Source organism: Psychrobacter piscatorii (assembly GCF_043641605.1).
GTDB lineage: Bacteria > Pseudomonadota > Gammaproteobacteria > Pseudomonadales > Moraxellaceae > Psychrobacter > Psychrobacter piscatorii_C.
Genome location: NZ_JBHZRK010000001.1, coordinates 502253 through 521421, shown reverse-complemented (window position 1 = coordinate 521421; position 19169 = coordinate 502253). Strand labels below are relative to the sequence as shown.

Below are 19169 nucleotides of genomic sequence, written 5' to 3'. Positions count from 1 at the left end.
GCGCTTGTAAAATGCATAGAATAGATATTTTTAAAGACAATAGTGCATCTTTATCTAAATCTGTGCAAGCGGACAGTGTTATATCGTGCTGTCCACTCGTATTTCAATAGCCATAAGGAACTAATGAAACAAGCCTTAACAACTAAAAACAATCAACGTAATCTGTCAAAATATGTTTGGCTTACTTTTGTTCTAAGTACTGAGGCCAAAATTGTCTCAGATAAAATCCTTTAGACCATATCTACCAAAACTGAGAAAGTTTTAGCGGAACTGACGTTTGCTAAATACGGTGCTAGCTTGCTTTGCTTTTCTCAGAGCAAGTTTACGATTGCGCCCAAGCATCATCTTAATCTGCCAGATTTTTTCTTTATATAAGGTAGTCGCAGGCTGCTCATACATCGCATTAATTACGCGTTTGCTCGCTAGCACAGCGTCAGGAGAGCGCTCAGCAAACTCAGCCGCCAGCTGTTGTGCTTGCTCAAGCGGCGTCTCATTACAATGACTGATTAATCCTAATTCTTTGCCGTCATTGGCATTAATGATACGCGCAGTCATGGCAAGCTCTTTGAGAACGTCTTCTCGTACCACCCCAAATGCTGACTGTGTCAATCCCATGTCCGGTACCAAACCCCATTTGGCCTCCATAATAGACAGCTGGCAATCTGGATGGCTAATACGCACATCACAGGCCAATGCCAGTTGTAGTCCAGCGCCAATACAGTAGCCTTCTAGTACAGCAATAACGGGTACTGGTAGATCACGCCACACCAAGCAGACACGTTGGAATGAGCTTTGCCAAGGCTTAATCAGCTCCCAAATGGCAAAAGCTTGGTTTTTTGGATGGTTCAAATCTCCTAAATCAATACCTGCACAGAATGTGCCTTCTGCACCATTTAAAATAACCGCGCGTATCGTTTTGTCTTTGCCAATGCGCTCTGCCACGGTAATCAGTTCATTTATAACTTGAAAGCTCATGGCATTTTTTTTGTTTGGACGATTTAAGGTGACCGTTAGTATATTGTCTACGACACGCACTTGTAATGTTTCATACTGGTAACTGGCGACCACGTTCATAATAATCCTTATTAATGAATAAAATAACTATAGTAATGATGGTCACAATATTAGCAGGCTTAACCCTACTCTACCGTAGCAATAACTGACTGCCACGGTACTGTATCAAGCGTCTGCCTTTTAATATTCGCACATTATCTGGCTGCTAGTGATCGGTAACGTATGAAACTCAATTACTCCATCGCATAATAACGGTCCGATTACATGCTCTAAATCATTTTCCACGTCATGTCATTTTCGCTCAAACGATGATAGTTGAGCTGAGGGTAAGCCGATAAATCCACGTTTTGTAAATTATTCAGCGCGGTAAGTAGTGCCTCATAGTACGGCTCAATCATCGCGAATTGTACCGGTGTTGTATGCTGTACATTCAATAAGCATTTGTCCTCTAAGTCTTGGCTGGCCTGACGTAGCTGTGGCACTCCTGTATAACGACTGCCGCCCAATATGCGATGGGCGATTTGTGCCAACAAGTTACGATCACGAGCTTCCCATGCTTGAGTCAGTGCTTGCTTTTCCTCGTTGATCGTATCGAGCATCATAATGATGAGCTTGGCTGCCAAATCAGGTTTGTTTGCTGAGCGAGTAAGCGCATCTTGCCAGTCTAAAATATCAGACGTATCCGTTGTACTGAGGTTTTTTTGATGAAGGTTGTGATCCGCTTGCTCATATAGCCTTTTATCCATATTCGCTGTTATGTCTTCAGCAGAATTATCTATCGGTTCTTTTGGTGGATGCAATAATGATTCTTGCCCTTGCTTGTGTAAACGTAGGCTCTCATAGCGAGGCTGGTTCTCACGGGTAGTCTCTCGTCTATAATCGTCACGGGGCTGACTGTCACGCAAGTAGTCATCCCGGATTTTTTTCAGTGATAATGGTCGAGTGACTTTTGGCGGTTCTGTGATTTCAGTCCTATTACGAACGTTTTCATTGTCTTTGACCATCGGATAGATGGCGGTCTTTTGATCTGAAAGCGGCTTGGATTGTTCTGTGAGGTTTAGACTTTCAGAGTCAGTATTTTGTGAAGCAGTATTTTGTGAATCGAAGCTTTGCAAATTAGAAGCTTGTAAGTTAGAAGCTTGCAAATCAGTATCAGGCAATGCCGTTAGTTGTGGCGTGGTACTTTTTCGGCCTAGCCACTTTTGTAGTACTTGCAATAACTGAGGTTGGCTGATTGGTTTACCAACGTAGTCGTTGATACCACTAGCGATAAGTTTATCACGCTCATCAGCTAGGCCATGGGCTGTCAAGGCGATAATAGGAATACGACTGTCCGTAGCCTCAATGTTGCGAATTTGCTTGGCTGCTTCATGACCTGACATACGCGGCATTTGGATATCCATAAATATCAAATCGATATGATTTTTGTCTTGGGCAGCGATTTTATCGTCGATACCCATATCTTCAGCATAGAATGTATTGCTTGATTTTTTATTGACCTCATCACGTGTTTCGGCTTTTGAGAGTTGCGTTTTATTCGACAGACTCTGCTTATCGTTTTTAGCAGATTTGATGTTTTTGGTTTGTTGTTTGCTGATAATCTCTATCGCATCAAAGCCACTACTTGCAGTCATTACCTGAATGCCAAGCTCGCTCAGTAATGCATCGAGAACCAATAAATTTGGCAGGTGATCATCGACGGCTAATACAGTCACGCCTTTCCAGCGCGGTTCTTGTAAGCTCTTTGGCATACTACGGTTTTGTGTATCAAGCATCGCATATAGCTGTCTTTTGTCCAACGGCTCATACAAGATATTGGCTTGATAACGGTTCAGTAGCGCTTGGTCAGCCGCCACTTGATAGCCAAATACGGCAAGTTTGCCTTGATAATGGAGACGGATTTGCTTAAGTAAGGCCATCATATCGTCTTGCGTGTCATCATCAACAATAACCCAATCCCAAAAGTTGCCATGCTCTTTGAGTGACTCAAGTACCCCTGGTAATGAATTGGCTTGGGTAAGTTTAATCGGTAAGTACTGCAAGCTGGCCTTCAGCACTTGTATTGAGGCGGTATGGCTAATCCAAACCAAGACGTTAAATTCATCAGTCTCGCTCGCAAGCGGTGCCAATACTGGCAGCTCAATAGTCTGACCAGTTGGCGCTTCTAGCACGTCGACATGGGCTGGCATGCGGAACCAAAACGTCGCGCCTTGATTGGCGATGTTCTCTTGAGCATTGTCATGAAAACCAATATCACCGCCCATTAGACGCGTTAATTGCTTGGAGATAACCAGCCCCAATCCCGTACCACCATATTGGCGCGTGATTGACGGATCACCTTGGCTAAAGCTCTGAAACAGCATTTTTTGATCAGCAAGTGAAATGCCTTTACCACTGTCTTGCACACTGATCATCAAATAGTTATCACGGTGATCATCCAAGCTGACTCGTACGACCACATCGCCACTATCTGTGAACTTGATGGCATTCCCCACTATATTGGTCAATACTTGCTTGAGGCGTAGCGCATCGCCATTGATACGCATTGGCACATCGTTATAGAACAAAACAGCCATACGCAGACCTTTCTCCGCAGAGACAGGAGAGAGCATATCAACCACATCATAAATGGTGTCATACAAATCAAATTCATGACGATCAAGCACCAGCTTGCCCGCCTCAATCTTAGAAAAATCTAGAACGTCATTGACCAAAGCAAGCAGGTGAGCTGAGGATTTGCGGATAGTCTGCACATATAAATCCTGTTCAGGATTGAGCTCACCGTGACGCGCTAATAAGTTAATAAAACCATCGATACTGTTCAACGGCGTGCGCAGCTCATGACTGATATTCGCTAAAAACGCTGACTTGGCTTGGCTGGTCGAGATGGCAGCATCACGCGCATTTCGAATAGAGATGTTTTGCATTTCCATCTCATCAAATGCCAAACGCAGATCGTCTTCGGTTTGCTCGGCATGGTCTTTAAGCTCTTGAAAACTTCTATGGAGTCGACGGAATGTCTTGACCAAATCTTGCTGTAATAAATTAAGCTCACCATCCGACTCTACTGGTACAGGCTGATATAAGTTATCAACATGGGTACGTTGCAATTGCAAACGCAGCTCGTAGATAGGTGCAATCCAACGTTTTGAGTAAATATTTAAGCTGAGTAATAATATTAAAATAGTGAACAAGCCGGTAATTACCAGCGCCATCGCAATCCGATAACGAGCGATATAAAGAGGTTCGTTATCCATATCGACCAGTAGCCACAACGTCTGCCCTTCAAACTCACCCAACACGCTGCCATATGCCGTGCCTACAGGCGTTGGTTTTTGCGATAAAAACTTTGCTGAATCACTGATTAGCGGCCATTTCTCGTTCAGACCATAGCCTACCGTAGCCAATACTTGATTGCCTTCATTGATAATAGCAATACGCTGTACGTGCTGCTCAGACTGCATACGCCCGAGTTTATCTTGTATGCTTTCGAGCGTCGTCATCGCCGTTTGCGACGCATCCGCAGCGCCGCTGCCTATCTGCTGACGCTCTTGCTCTAATAAATCAGGAATCAGCTCTGCAATGGCGGGTGTATAACGAATCAGCACCGCTTCAGCCAACACTTCTTGCTCAGAATCGCTCGCACGCATGGTTTCGTGAAATACCAAAATACCGCCCACCGCAGCCAACACGCAGATGGGTAAAAACACCAGTATAATCAGCTGCCCATAGGCACTGCTGGTATTGAAACGTTTTTTATATGCCATGCTCGCTCTACTCTCTACGAAAATGCTGTCTGTGAATTTTGTTACGGTCTCTACGCTACCATAAAAAATGCTTAAGCTTGCTAGCTTGTTTTTTAATGATACGCCTTTTATGGCTCAAGATTATCTTAACAGGATTCTATAAATGGCGGTTAAACATTAGAGGTTGGTCAAATAGTCACTTTGACTAACAGACTCTTGATAAGACGTGCTAAATGTTGACTTGCTCTATCACAAACTGACTTTATCAAAAAACAGCGTGGCCACACTGCCAAACACATTGATGCCTCACTCAAAACATGACCAGTCATAGGCTAACCCAGTGACCATTATTCTTTTATGCAATAAGCGCAGCTAGCAACAAAATGATATAATGACGCAACTTTTTATTTGCCACAATAGACCGCTCACCCTCATGATGAATGAGAGCGTGCTCTAATGCCGCCAAGTTTTGGTTTGCTTATCACCATAAACCAATATACAAAACGGCTGTCTCAAATTATGATCAAACAATAAAAAACAGTGATCCAATCAAAGCGATCACCCAAGTACATATTTTAAAAAATAAATAAGGATACCTTATGTCCGCGACGGCCATGTCAAATGCCAACTTTATCACTCAAGTGACCACGCTTGCCGATTGTGTCGGTCAAACGCCACTGGTTAAACTGCAGCGTCTACCTGAACAAGAGCATATCGAAAATGGCGCGATGTTATTGGCCAAATTAGAAGGCAATAACCCTGCTGGCTCTGTAAAAGATCGCCCTGCTTTTAATATGATTTATCAAGCGGAACAGCGCGGTGATATCAAACCCGGCGACACGTTGATTGAAGCCACTAGCGGCAATACTGGCATTGCATTAGCCATGGTCGCGGCGATGCGCGGCTATCCGATGACATTACTGATGCCAACCAACTCTACTCAAGAGCGCAAAGATGCCATGATTGCTTACGGCGCGACGTTGATCGAAGTCGATGAAGGCATGGAAGCGGCGCGTGATTTGGCATTGCAGATGCAAGCCGATGGTAAAGGCATCGTCTTGGATCAGTTTAATAATCCTGACAATAGCCACGCGCATTACCTGACTACAGGGCCTGAGCTGTGGGCGCAAACTGACGGTAAAATCACCCATTTTATTAGCTCCATGGGCACCACTGGTACCATCACTGGTGTCTCACGTTATTTGAAAGAACAAAATCCAGACGTCAAAATCATTGGTTTGCAACCTGATGAGGAAGCTTCTATTGCTGGCATCCGCCGTTGGCCTGCCGCATATATGCCGGGTATTTTTGACGCAGATTTGGTCGATGAGATTATGGATGTCGATCAGCGTATCGCTGAAGTCTACATGCGCAAACTGGCAAAAACTGAAGGTATTTTTGCTGGAGTGTCCTCAGGTGCAGCGGCATGGGCAGCAACGCAAGTAGCCAAAAATAATCCTGATGCCGTTATCGCCTTTATCGTCTGTGATCGTGGAGACCGTTATTTATCGACAGGTTTATACAATGTTGATGACAGTCATATCGATAATGGTGCAGATAACGCAGCACAGTAAGCTTATAACAATGCAGGATTCTTTATGTCACAAGCTCTACCGTCCGACCCTATACTAGTTTTTGATATTGAGACGGTCGCCGATATCGATGCGGCTCGCCGTATCTATCCGCAATTGGCCGATCTTAATGATGCAGATACGTTGAGCGCGCTGACGGCGATACGCACGCAAGAGGCAGGACACGATTTTATGCGCTTGCCATTGCAGCGCATTGTCTGTATTTCCGCTTTATATATCAAAGATGGCAAGTTATCGCTATTTTCGTTGACCGCAGATAAGTTTAGCGAAAAAGACATTCTTGCCAAGTTTTTTCGGGCATTCAGTGATCTTGAAACCTTGCCACAGCTCATCAGCTGGAATGGTTCAGGCTTTGACATACCTGTACTGATATATCGCGCTATGCAATATGATTTGTCAGCGCCATGGCTGTTTGAAGAAGGCGAACGTATCAAAAATATGCGCTTTGATAACTACGTCAATCGTTTCCATACGCGTCACCTTGATTTGATGGATCGGTTTAGTCAGTACGGTGCCAGTCGCCGCGAAGCCATGGATATCGTCGCCAGTTTATATGGATTACCGGGCAAAACTGACGTTGATGGTAGCATGGTGGGCGCGCTCGTCAGTAGTGGTGATTGGCAGACACTCTCCATCTATTGTGAGTCTGATGTGATGAACACTTGGCTCATCTATCTTCGTTGGCTACGTCTGACAGGAAAGCTGTCCTCACCAGACTTCGATGCTTGGCAACAGCAGAGCTACGACTATCTAGCCAAATATACCCAAGCCGATGGTAGCCCGCGACATCAAGAGTTCATCGCTGATTGGTCATCGGCACCCAAATTATAGAAACCGTATTATTAGCAGTTTGTTATTCTCCTCTTATAGTTATTTATTATTAAGGCAGGTTTATGCAACCCACCGATTCCAAAACGTCGACAGCAACTGATGCAACATCGCAGAACAATGTTACTCAAACCAGTGATACCCAAACGATTGCTATTCCGCCTAGCAAGAAAAAATCTAAGCCCTCATCAAAAACGCGTCGTCGTCTAAAAGATGCAGAGCCGATTCCTTTTACCGTTGATAGATTGTCGCATGACGGTCGCGGTGTTGCCATCTATGGCAATGGTTTTGGGGTTGATGATGGTCACGCTGAAGACAAGCATGGCAAAACAGTCTTTGTGAGTTTTGCGCTGCCAGGTGAAAGCGCATTGGTCAAAATAACCAATAGCCGTGCCAGTTTTGAGGAAGGCGATGCAATCAGCATCACTGCCAATCCAAATCCTGAACGTGCTGTGCCGCCTTGTCCACATTTTGGCGTCTGCGGTGGCTGCAACTTGCAGCACTGGGAGCCAGAGGCACAGATAAACTTTAAGCAGTCCGTACTTGCCGAGATGCTGATGCATCAAGCCAATGCAGAGCCTGATAATTGGCTCGCGCCTGTCGTCGGCGATCGCCTCGGCTATCGTACCAAAGCACGATTGGGCGTGCGCTATGTCGTCAAAAAAGAAACCGCGCTTGTTGGCTTTCGTGAACGCTCAAGTAACTTTTTGGCAGAGCTAAATGAGTGTCATATCTTAGACCCACGTATTGGTTTTGAGATCGAAAATCTAAAAACGCTCATCAGCACGCTAGAGAGCCGTGACAAGATTGCCCAGCTTGAGCTTGCGATGGGTGAGGAATTGCCAGAACTCCCTGATGGCAACCAACCCGTTGCACTTATCGTGCGTCACTTAGAACCATTGTCAGATGCTGATATAGACAAATTAAAAAGTTTTTTTGCGGTGCGCAATTGGCAGCTATATCTACAGTCGAAAGGCGCTGATAGCATCCAGCGTATTGCACTAACAGATACTGATGATTTGAGCGAACAATTTGGTCGTTTGTATTATCAACTGCCAGAGTATGATTTGACGTTTGAGTTTATTCCTACTGATTTTACCCAAGTCAATCTGTCTGTCAACCGCCAAATGACCAAGCTGGCTTGTGACTTGTTAGACTTAAAAACAGGTGAGCGAGTATTGGATTTATTCAGCGGTCTGGGCAACTTTAGCTTGCCACTCGCGCGCCTCGTTGGTGAGACCGGCTCAGTAGTTGGGGTCGAAGGTAGCGAAGCCATGACTGAGCGTGCTGCTGACAATGCGCGTCGCAACGGTATCAACAATACTGAGTTTTATAGCCAAGATTTGACGAAAGACTGTACGGACAAGCCATGGGCCAATCAAGGCTTTGACGCGTTATTAATCGATCCACCACGCTCTGGCGCTTGGGAGATCATGCAGTATTTGCCAAAATTCAATGCTGAGCGCATTGTTTATGTCTCCTGTAACCCAGCAACCCTCGCTCGTGATACAAAAGCATTGTTAGAGCAAGGCTATCGTCTGACTCATGCTGGCGTCATGGATATGTTCTGTCATACGGGTCATGTTGAATCTATCGCTCGCTTCGAAAAAGTCGCGATTTAATTTTGACCCTTATGATGCGATTAATGAGAGCATCCAAAATAGCCGTTTCATAGCAGCATAGCCCAACCCAAAATGTGGATGAGTTTTTGCCAATAAGTCGCGGCTATTTCACGCAATTAACCATAGTCATTACAGAGCCTCGCTTGATTTGTCACTTCAAAGTGAGATAATACTAAACAATCTTCTTATGTTTTAAATAAGGGTATAAGAAGTACTTGCACTCATAGCTTTATATATTTTACGCGCATTTTATAGCTGCTAAAAATCAGATTTTTAGCAGTTGTATTGGTTTATAGCTGGCACTTTATGAATCGTTCATTCAGAGTGTGTGCATAGTAGATGAGGTTATAATCAATTCAAAATAGCTAAGAGGAGTCGGCTATGGTAAAAATTCGTGAAGGATTACCGCTGGTGGATGGACAAACCACGCAGGCCGATAGTGCAGCACTTGCGGCGCAATTGGTGGCGAGCCAACGCTCCCACCAGTCTGCCAATAGTTACGCCCAAATTCCCCTCGATATCAAATACCAGCTGTCAACTCACAAGCTACATACGACTTTCGATCGATCAGCGGCACATACTTATGATGGCCTCGACCCGACGCTTGAAAACGAGTATCTGGACAACACCTATACGCTCTCAGACGAAGAGCTCGAATCCATTGATTTAGATCAAGCCAATATTGATGTACCCACTTGGCTCGACAATGTGGCGAAGCGTATCGGACAAGAGTCTGTACCTCATCTGAGTGCTGCTTGTGAGTTTATCCGTAGCCACATGAATACTAGCGAGTCTGAGCGCTCAGGTGCTTACGTCACTGGTATTGGCATGACAGACATATTGACCTATCTCTATCAAGATGAAGACGCGCTTGTTGCTGCCATGCTATATCGCAGTGCACGCAAATCGATCATTAGTCTCGCTGAAGTCGAGAAAAATTTTGGTCCGGATATCCTAACCCTTGTCAAAGATACTTTAGCAATGGGAAAACTCTCAGAGATTATTGAGAGCAATAAACGCTTAGAAGATCATTTCGTCAATAATCAGCGTGACCAGCTATCAAATATTTATAGCATGCTCATCTCTGTCACTAACGACGTGCGTGTGGTACTCATCAAATTGGCAGAGCGTACCTTTGCCATGCGTGAGTTGACGTTTTCTAGGCCCGAGCGTCAAACTCGTGTCGCGCGTGAGGTCATGACTATTTATGCCCCATTAGCGCATCGCCTAGGTATCGCGCAGCTTAAATGGGAGCTTGAGGATCTAGCGTTTCGATACCTTGCACCCGATAGGTATAAAGAGATTGCCAAACTACTCTCCGAAAAGCGAAGCGAACGTGAGTCTTACATTCAGCGTGTAGAAGATAAGCTTAATGAGGCATTATCGAATGCTGGCATTGAGGGCGAAGTATCCGGACGTGTTAAGCACATCTATTCTATTTACCGCAAAATGAAGCTCAAAGGTTTATCCTTTGACCAGCTTTATGATATTCGTGCATTACGAGTATTGGTCAATAATCCTTCAGACTGTTATCACGTCTTAGGCTTGGTACATGGTTTGTGGCGTTATATTCCTGAGCAATTTGACGATTATATTACCAACCCAAAGTCAAACGGCTACCGCTCACTACATACCGCCGTCATTGCCGAAAACAAATCGCTTGAAGTACAGATTCGTACTCAAGAAATGCACTTTGAGGCAGAGCTTGGCATGTGCGCACATGTCAATTACAAAGAAGGCCTGAAGAATAAAAAAGACAACTACTTAAATCAAAGAATCAGCTCGCTACGTCAGCTACTTTCTATTAACAACGAGACCCGTAATCAGCCACGCTCATCTGTCATGACAGGCGAAGAGCTAGATGACATGGAGTTTGACGAAGAAGAGCAACTCGTTGATTTTGATGAGCTCGAGCGTATCTATATTTTCAGCCGTGACGGCGACATCACCGAGCTACCAAAAGGTGCAACCGTTCTCGATTTTGCCTATTATGTGCATACCCAAGTTGGTAACCGTGCGCAGGCAGCCCGAGTCAATCAGCGTTATGTGCCATTGACTTATCAGCTAAAAACAGGGGAGCAAGTTGAGATCATCACTAAGGCATCGCGTGAGCCCAATCGTGATTGGTTAGTTGCCTCACTGGGCTATATTCATACCAACCGCGCACGCTCAAAACTGCGTCAATGGTTCAACAAACAAGACCGTGATAAGAATATTGAAATAGGTCGTCAGATGCTTAGCAAAGAGCTTGAGCGCCTATCCGTGCATCCCAATAGCATTGACTTAAATGACTATATCCAGCATTTCCACGTCAATACGACTGATGATATTATCGTGGGGCTTGTCACAGGTGATATTGGTCTCAATCAGCTGACCAGCCATATTTCTCGGCAGCTACATCTGGAGCCTGAGATACCACCAGAGAACTTTGCACCGCACGTCGATACTAGAGATGCAAGCAAGCTCGATGCCTACAAAATCCGTATCGATGGTCTGGATAATATTGAAATCAATTTAGCAGGCTGCTGCCACCCTGTACATGGTGAGCCAATTGCTGGATACATTACCTTATCGCGAGGTGTCAGCGTTCATAACCGCGGTTGCCCTGAGTATCTGCGCTTGGTCGAGCGTGATCCTGAGCGCAAAATAAAGGCAGCTTGGCAAGTACAATCTGGTCGCTATCAGCCGGTTGATATCCACGTAGAGGCGTATGACAGACGCGGCCTGTTGCGTGATTTGACACAGATCATTGATAAAGAGAATGTCAATATCCGCAAAGTTGAAACGCTTAGTAACGATGACAATATCGCCTTTTTGAAATTTCATATTGAAGTTTCAGGGCTGGCGCATCTATCTAAGCTACTCGCCAAACTAGAACAACAGCACGGTATCTTGCATGCTCGTCGCGCTGTGGCTTAATTGAAATGCTAAGCTACCAATCATTCACTCAAAAATAGAGTTGTCATAAAACATCATGCCCGAATTGCCAGAAGTAGAAACCACCAAGACTAGCCTTGCACCATTGTTAGGACAACAGGTGATTGACATAAAAGTCTTTCAACCAAAGCTACGTTGGGTGATGCCAGATGACTTGAGCAGTCTGGTTGACTACACGTTAGATAGCGTTGAACGCCGAGCAAAATATCTTGTTCTTAACTTTTTGCCCATAGCGATGAACGATAATGATGCCACAGTAGCACCACTTAAGCTTTTGATCCATTTGGGCATGTCAGGTAGTTTACAGCAGCACAGTTATGGCACTGACAAACGTAAACATGATCATCTGATAGTAGTATTTAGGGATGCTGAAAACGCAAAATCTCAGCTACATTATTACGATCCAAGGCGATTTGGCTCAGTATTATGGTATAGAGATTACGGTAGCAAATTACTGGACCACTTAGGCCCTGAGCCACTCTCAGAAGATTTTACCGCAGAGTATCTGTATAACGTTATTCAACGTAATAACTTATCCGAGAAAGGTCATAATGATACAAGTTCGAATAAAAGCCCCACGACCAAACGAGCACAGTCCATCGTACGAGCTATCAAATCTGTTATTATGGAACAAAAAGTCGTGGTAGGTGTCGGTAATATTTATGCGACGGAAAGCCTCTATCTATCAGGTATTCACCCTGCTACCCCAGCCAATCAACTATCACTTGAGCAGCTGATAGTTTTAGTTGATCATATTAAAGATACATTAAAAAAGGCTATCAAGCTTGGTGGCTCAACGCTACGAGATTTCACAGTAGCTAGTGGTCAAACTGGTTATTTTCAGCAAACTTTGAATGTCTATGGTAGACAAGGAGAACGTTGTCCACACTGCGATACCGTACTAGAGAATATCAAGCTCAACGGTAGAGCCAGTGTTTACTGTCCAAATTGTCAGCCGCTAGCTTAAGCTTAATTATTTATCATATGCAATTTTGTCTTAAATAAAGAGAAGTCCGCCACTATCTAAAAATAAATACAATCTACTTTGATATATTTTTTACTCACATAAGAATATCCCATGTATTCTTGTTGCTTATTGGTCTACATCTTGCTTTAATAGTGCTAGCACTTACACAAATAGTGCGCACTATTTATTCTTCTGTAATACTTACCTTACCTGTCGTTGCCGCGATATTCCTATGTGGAAACAGCAGCAGCCATTAATCATACTAATTGTGAATTTTAGGATATCGTTATGACGGTTAAAGCCAAAAACAAACGCGCAGTTAAGCAGAAGTTGTTGCCTGTCTTTACTTCCTTAGCGTTAATGGCTGCTAGTATGCAACCTACTTTTGCAGCTATAGAAATAGACGAAACTGACTTTGGCCCTTCATATGAGACGATGGTAGTAGACACGATTGTTGGTAAACCATTACAACTGGTCAATGCTGTGGCTGGTACTGCCGCCTATATCGTGAGCCTGCCCTTCTCTCTTATCGGTGGAAATGCCGATCAAGCGCAGCAAAAATTATTTGTTGAGCCTTGGGATGCTATGGGAAGATGTTTAGGCTGTACAGTTGCAGAAGACAACTATTATAAATCACAAGTTATTAACAATAATACTGTGCGTATCGTCGTTGACCAACCATCAGAGATTTTGATTAATACTAACGACTACGTAGTTGTCACACCATAAGTCATTGTTTTTAGCATAAATCAAAAACTATAACTTTATGAATAAACAATAAAAAAGGCTAACTTTATGTTAGCCTTTTTTATTACTTCATTTTAGTTGAACTAAAATATTATGCATTTTTCTTACTACGGCCGTGACGCTTACGCTCACTTTCAGTCAGATAGCGTTTACGAATACGTACTGCTTTTGGTGTTACTTCAACTAGCTCGTCATCTTGAATGAATTCAAGCGCTTGCTCAAGCGTAAACTTAACTGCTGGTGTCAAAGTCAACGCTTCATCAGTACCACTAGCACGTACGTTAGTAAGCTGCTTACCGGTTGTTGGGTTAACCGTCATATCATCGTTACGAGAGTTAAGACCAATAATCATACCTTCATAAACTTCAAGCTGTGGCTCAGCAAATAACTTACCACGTTTTTGCAGGTTAAACAGTGCGAAGCCTAGGCAAGTACCGTTTGCCATAGAGACCAATACGCCGTTTGAACGACCACCCACATCACCGATCTTTTGCGGACCATAATGTGAGAAGCTTGACGTCATGATACCACTACCTGAGGTCAGTGTTAAAAACTCAGAACGGAAACCGATCAAACCACGAGCTGGTACTGTTGCTTCAATACGCATGCGACCTTTACCATCAAGCTCCATATTGGTCATTTCGCCTTTGCGTAGACCAACCTGCTCCATGATAGAACCCTGATGCTCTTCTTCGATATCGAAGACAACATTTTCATACGGCTCTTGTAGCTTGCCATCAACTTCTTTTACGATAACTTCTGGGCCTGAAACACCCATCTCGAAGCCTTCACGGCGCATGTTTTCAATAAGCACAGATAGATGAAGCTCACCACGACCTGATACTTTGAACTTATCTGGAGACTCAGTGTCTTCTACACGTAGTGCAACGTTGTGAATCAATTCACGCTCAAGACGCTCACGAATATTACGTGACGTGACAAACTTACCATCACGACCAGCAAATGGTGAGTTATTTACTTGGAAGTTCATTGATACGGTAGGCTGATCAACTGTTAATGCTGGTAATGCTTCAACATTATTAGGATCACAAATCGTATCTGAGATATTAAGTGCATCGATACCCGTGATACAAACGATATCACCAGCCTGTGCATCTTCAACATCAATACGATCAAGGCCATGGTAGCCCATAATTTTTAAGATACGACCGTTACGTGTCTTACCATGCTTATCAATGACAGTAACTGGTGTATTAACTTTCACCTTACCGCGCTGGATACGACCAATACCGATAACACCAACGAAGCTGTTGTAATCAAGGCTTGAGATTTGCATACGGAATGGTGCGTCTGCATCAACCTGTGGTGCTTGTACAACATCAACAATAGTTTTAAATAGTGGCGTCATGTCATCAGCTAAATCGTCTGCTTCCAAACCTGCAATACCATTTAACGCTGATGCATAAACCACTGGAAAATCAAGCTGTTCATCAGTTGCACCTAGATTATCGAACAAATCAAAAATTTGATCCATTACCCAATCAGGGCGTGAGCCAGGACGGTCAATTTTATTGATAACAACAATCGGCTTTAGACCTTGTTCAAATGCTTTTTGCGTTACAAAACGAGTCTGAGGCATCGGGCCATCGACAGCATCAACAACCAAAAGTACGCAATCAACCATTGACATTACACGCTCAACTTCACCACCGAAATCGGCGTGACCTGGGGTATCAACGATATTAATACGGTATTCAGTTTCTGAAGTCTGATCTGTCCAACGAATGGCTGTATTTTTAGCCAAAATAGTAATACCACGTTCTTGCTCAATATCACCTGAATCCATTGCACGTTCAGCAATGTTTGCACGATCGCCAAAAGTACCAGATTGATGTAATAATTTATCAACCAAAGTTGTTTTACCGTGGTCAACGTGGGCAATAATTGCAATGTTACGCAGGTGTTTGATATCGTTCGCCATATAAAATGCTCGTGTCGTCTTAAAAAAATGCAGTAGCAATAAGCGCCGCTGGATAAACTCTTATCATCAATCAGATAGATATTGAATTCTAGATGATACACAATAAATGCTATCGCTCAGAAAATCTCAATATAATCAAATATCTATGCCGATAAATTCATCGTACAGATAGCTATGCTAATGTACATTCTGTCAATTTACAGAATGTTTGGGTGGCTAGTATAACATTATTGATTCATAAATTTATGAAATAACTTACTTTTCTCAATACATAAATAAAAAAAGCCACCCAATTGGGTGGCTTTTTTTGTAACCATATATCTAACTATACGATTAATTGTCCAATATTTACTGAACAACCATATCCTTAGTTTGTTCAACAGTCATAGTTTTGTCACCAGTGATGATGGCATAAACACGACGGTTCATAGCACGACCTTCTTCAGTATCGTTTGATGCGATTGGTTGGTCATAACCATAACCAACAGTTGATAGACGGTTTGGAGCAATACCGAATTCGTTAGTTAGCATAGATTTAACAGCAACAGCACGAGCTTCAGATAGACGTTGGTTGTAACGTGCTGAAGGACCAGTTTTAGATGCATGACCTTCTACACGAGCTGTAGAGTTAGGATACTCACGCATTTTTTCTGCTACTTTAGCGATTTCTGGCTTGTATTGGTTTTTGATAGCTGATTTGTCGTTATCAAAGAATACACGTAGTTCCATTTTCAGCTCGTCAGTAATATCTACTGGTACTGGGCAACCGCGCTCATCAACCACTACATTCATTGGAGTGCCTGGGCATGCATCCATGCTATCAGGTACGCCATCACCGTCAGAATCAAGGTCAGCTTCAACAACAACTACTGGAGTGTTGTCAACCATTGGCTCTTCCATTGGCGGTACAGCTACTGTAGGCGCTAGATGGCCACCAAGTACAACTTCTAGACCGGCCAAAGCCATGCCTTCCCACCAGTTGTTATCAAAGTTATGAATTGCACGAGCTTCACCACGTAGGCTTAGTGCATCGTTGATACGATACATAGCACCTAGACCTAGGTTACCGATAGTGTCTTTAGAGTTTGATACTTCAGTACCAGCCTCAACTACTTCATTATTAGAGTTAGTGTACTGCTCTTGGTTTTCTACTTCGATTTTAGATTGACCAGCACCAATTAGTACATATGGCTTAAGTGCATTATCAGTATAACCAGTAAACTCTTCAGTACCGATCAAGAAGTTACCAGAGATCATGGTTTGTTCGATATCGAAACGGTTAGCACCAGATTTAGCTGAGTCTTCGGAAGCTTCGCCATTTGCATCAGACACACCATATTCTACTTGGAACTGAGTAGAAGGAGTCAGCTCAATACCTAAAGCTGCGCCAGTATATAGGCTGCTTTCTTTAGCTACGCCGCCGTTAGGATTTCCAAGACGATCTGTATTAGTCTGTAAATTCTTACCAGTGGTCAACACTTCACGCTGTTTATCAGACGTATCACTGAACTCTTCAGTCATGTGATAACCTAATAGTAACGGGCTGATAGTAACACCAGCGTTAGCTGCCATAGGCGCTGCTGTTACAGCTACTAGAGCTAGAGCTATTTTATTCAATTTCATGGACTTCCTCCAAAGGATAATTTTAGTGATGCGTTAAGCAAAACCGATTCTCAAGACGCTCTAAATTAGACATCTTTTACACATTTTGAGTTACAAAGCGAAACTAATTAAGACGTAGCTTAGCGATTATTAATTCAGTTTACAACTTTTTTCGTTAGCGAGCTACACATTATTACACGATAATGTTGTAACTAAAACACAATAGCCATTCTAAGTTACCTAGAACTAACACACCTTACGCTTCTTATCTTTTGTATGTCAGTTCACGATAGACAGTGGAACAAAAACTGCCCATCACTTGCACATATTTTATTACAATTAATTATTTTTCTCTATTGCTAATATGAATTATTCACTAATTGAAACATTTTTTGACACTAGACATATATTCTGTTTATATTACAATAGTCAACATTATTTCATATTAGAAATAATTTATAGATAAGTAATAATTTTGTATATGGCCAACAAGCCAAAATACTAGTCTTTATTAAGCATTGCTCTTTGCATAATAGACTAGCTACCTATTGCAAATAAGCGCGATTATTTTATTTAGAAAATCTGAAGCTATAGGATGTAGCAACCTATGAAATCGCTTTATAAGACATCATCAAATTATCACAGATTACTAATAGTGTTTTTACCTGTATCTACTTCGGTGAAAGGAATACTTAATCATGGTAAGCTGATATTTCGAATAAATAAGTTGTACGCTCCACCGCATCAGTTAACTATACGTAACAAACACTCTGCGACAAATTTGCACGTTTTAGGAGCCAAAGGTAGGAATGGCTTCACTCTCGTTGAACTTATTGTTACTGTAACGGTATTGGCTATCATAGTAGCGATTGCAATGCCTAGCATATTGACACAATTAACGCGTATGGAAGCCAGACGTGTCAAAACCCAATTACAAAATACCCTCGCTTTGGCAAAAGCTGAAAGCTACATCACCAGACAGGATGTATTGGTTTGCTTGTCAAATAATGGAAGACGCTGCAATAGAAATGCTGACAAAACCCTTTTGGCATTCGTAGATACAAATGATAATAAACGTTTTGATGCTCGAGTAGATACTCTATTAACTCAAGAGCAGCTGAACTTGAAATATAGCACCTTGAAGTTAAGAGTCGGGAGCAGACGTCACTATACAAAGTTTTGGGGTGATAGTGGCAAGCCTCGAGGTCACTTCGGCCATATCAAGTACTGCCCTACATCTTCTTATAATGAATCGATGTATCAAATCTCGTTTAATCAAGCAGGTATTGTTAAATATAAGCTTAATTCAGATCATCCTACTGACTGCTAGCTGTGCTAAACAGTAAAGAGATTTAAAAATAACAATCTCTTTATTGATAACGTTGCTGCTGTTGCCATAGTAGCCGACTTTGTAATGGTTGATAATCAAGTAGATGATCTATCAGATGCCGATGTAGCTTTGACCAATTATTCAGCGTTGCTTTAGTAATACCTAGGTAGGCCATTTCGAGAATATCGATACCCTTAAATATAGTTTGTCCGGTAGTACTATTTAAATGCTCAGACTCTATAACTTCCTGCATGATTGGCAGTAACCCCACATCAGGTAAAAAGCGATACACACAATCAGGTTCGATAGTATCTTCGATGTTGTCATGCGTTAGCGTTAAGGTGAAACCTAACTCATTGAATAGGTGCTGCTCAAATTGGCGCAAACATAAACGAAGCTCATTATTATCTAAAGGTTGCTTCAGCTGCTGTAGACTGTCCTGATAATGTTGCCACAATACTGGCATTGGATCTTCGGTCGGTAACAACCGCCACAGTATCTCATTAAGGTACAACGCCGCATATTGGTGCTGTCCATTGATATTACTGTAAGGCACAGTAGAAAGTATGGCAGAGATACCCTCTTTTTGCTCGTTATTTGTTTGACGAGTGGTTTGCGAAGTAATCTGGATTTGAGTGAATGTTTTTAGGTCGCGTTTGCCAGTGGCAAATAGCTGTAAAGGCATAAATAGCGGTGCGCCTTTTTTCCCAATACCATGTATCACACCATGCTGCTGAGAAAAAAGATAATACAACGCACGCTTTTCTTGATAAGGACGCTGATGTAATAAATAACCAATTAACGCTTCGTTACGCATCGTTTATTACCTCAGCATTTAACAT

At 42.8% G+C, this 19169-nt stretch carries 12 protein-coding genes; 7 read left to right on the top strand and 5 right to left on the bottom strand.

The features are described from left to right. Positions 1-261 precede the first annotated feature (261 nt). Both ACHUET_RS02210 and ACHUET_RS02205 read right to left on the bottom strand, forming a co-directional pair. Positions 262-1074: a crotonase/enoyl-CoA hydratase family protein gene (locus ACHUET_RS02210; protein WP_394210265.1), complete on the bottom strand. Its 813-nt coding sequence runs from the start codon at positions 1072-1074 to the stop codon at positions 262-264. 209 nt (positions 1075-1283) lie between these two features. Beyond that, a complete protein-coding gene (locus ACHUET_RS02205; protein WP_394210263.1) occupies positions 1284-4781 on the bottom strand; it encodes an ATP-binding protein in 3498 nt (1165 codons plus the stop codon). Positions 4782-5374: 593 nt separating this feature from the next. Between ACHUET_RS02205 and cysM the strand changes: the two genes are divergently transcribed. The 6 genes from cysM to ACHUET_RS02175 all read left to right on the top strand — a co-directional run bounded on the left by cysM (position 5375) and on the right by ACHUET_RS02175 (position 13435). Then, positions 5375-6334 (top strand): cysteine synthase CysM, encoded by a 960-nt coding sequence (gene cysM, locus ACHUET_RS02200; protein WP_394210348.1) that lies wholly within the window; start codon positions 5375-5377, stop codon positions 6332-6334. A 24-nt stretch (positions 6335-6358) separates the two neighbouring features. After that, positions 6359-7183 carry a 3'-5' exonuclease gene (locus tag ACHUET_RS02195; protein WP_394210261.1) on the top strand — a complete coding sequence of 275 codons (825 nt, stop codon included), beginning with the start codon at positions 6359-6361 and terminating at the stop codon, positions 7181-7183. Between the two features lie 62 nt (positions 7184-7245). After that, a complete protein-coding gene (gene rlmD, locus ACHUET_RS02190; protein ID WP_394210260.1) occupies positions 7246-8802 on the top strand; it encodes a 23S rRNA (uracil(1939)-C(5))-methyltransferase RlmD in 1557 nt (518 codons plus the stop codon). Between the two features lie 381 nt (positions 8803-9183). Further along, positions 9184-11721, top strand: a complete 2538-nt coding sequence (locus ACHUET_RS02185) for a RelA/SpoT family protein (RefSeq protein ID WP_394210257.1) — start codon at positions 9184-9186, stop codon at positions 11719-11721. 55 nt (positions 11722-11776) lie between these two features. Beyond that, positions 11777-12706, top strand: coding sequence for a bifunctional DNA-formamidopyrimidine glycosylase/DNA-(apurinic or apyrimidinic site) lyase (gene mutM, locus ACHUET_RS02180; protein ID WP_394210256.1), 930 nt, complete (start codon positions 11777-11779; stop codon positions 12704-12706). Between the two features lie 288 nt (positions 12707-12994). Continuing rightward, positions 12995-13435 (top strand): hypothetical protein, encoded by a 441-nt coding sequence (locus tag ACHUET_RS02175; protein WP_394210254.1) that lies wholly within the window; start codon positions 12995-12997, stop codon positions 13433-13435. 109 nt (positions 13436-13544) lie between these two features. On the opposite strand, the gene typA is transcribed toward ACHUET_RS02175, so the two are convergent. Together typA and ACHUET_RS02165 are read right to left on the bottom strand one after the other, a co-directional pair. Next, the gene (gene typA / locus ACHUET_RS02170; RefSeq protein WP_201600492.1) at positions 13545-15395 is read right to left on the bottom strand and encodes a translational GTPase TypA; all 1851 of its coding nucleotides are present in this window, start codon (positions 15393-15395) and stop codon (positions 13545-13547) included. A 348-nt stretch (positions 15396-15743) separates the two neighbouring features. After that, a complete protein-coding gene (locus tag ACHUET_RS02165; RefSeq protein ID WP_394210252.1) occupies positions 15744-17018 on the bottom strand; it encodes an OmpA family protein in 1275 nt (424 codons plus the stop codon). 586 nt (positions 17019-17604) lie between these two features. On the opposite strand from ACHUET_RS02165, the gene ACHUET_RS02160 reads away from it, so the two are divergent. Next, positions 17605-18327 carry a GspH/FimT family pseudopilin gene (locus tag ACHUET_RS02160; RefSeq protein ID WP_394210250.1) on the top strand — a complete coding sequence of 241 codons (723 nt, stop codon included), beginning with the start codon at positions 17605-17607 and terminating at the stop codon, positions 18325-18327. Between the two features lie 40 nt (positions 18328-18367). Here ACHUET_RS02160 and recO read toward each other — a convergent pair whose 3' ends face one another. Next, complete coding sequence (gene recO, locus ACHUET_RS02155) at positions 18368-19144, bottom strand: DNA repair protein RecO (protein WP_394210248.1); 777 nt, start codon at positions 19142-19144, stop codon at positions 18368-18370. Positions 19145-19169: the final 25 nt, after the last annotated feature.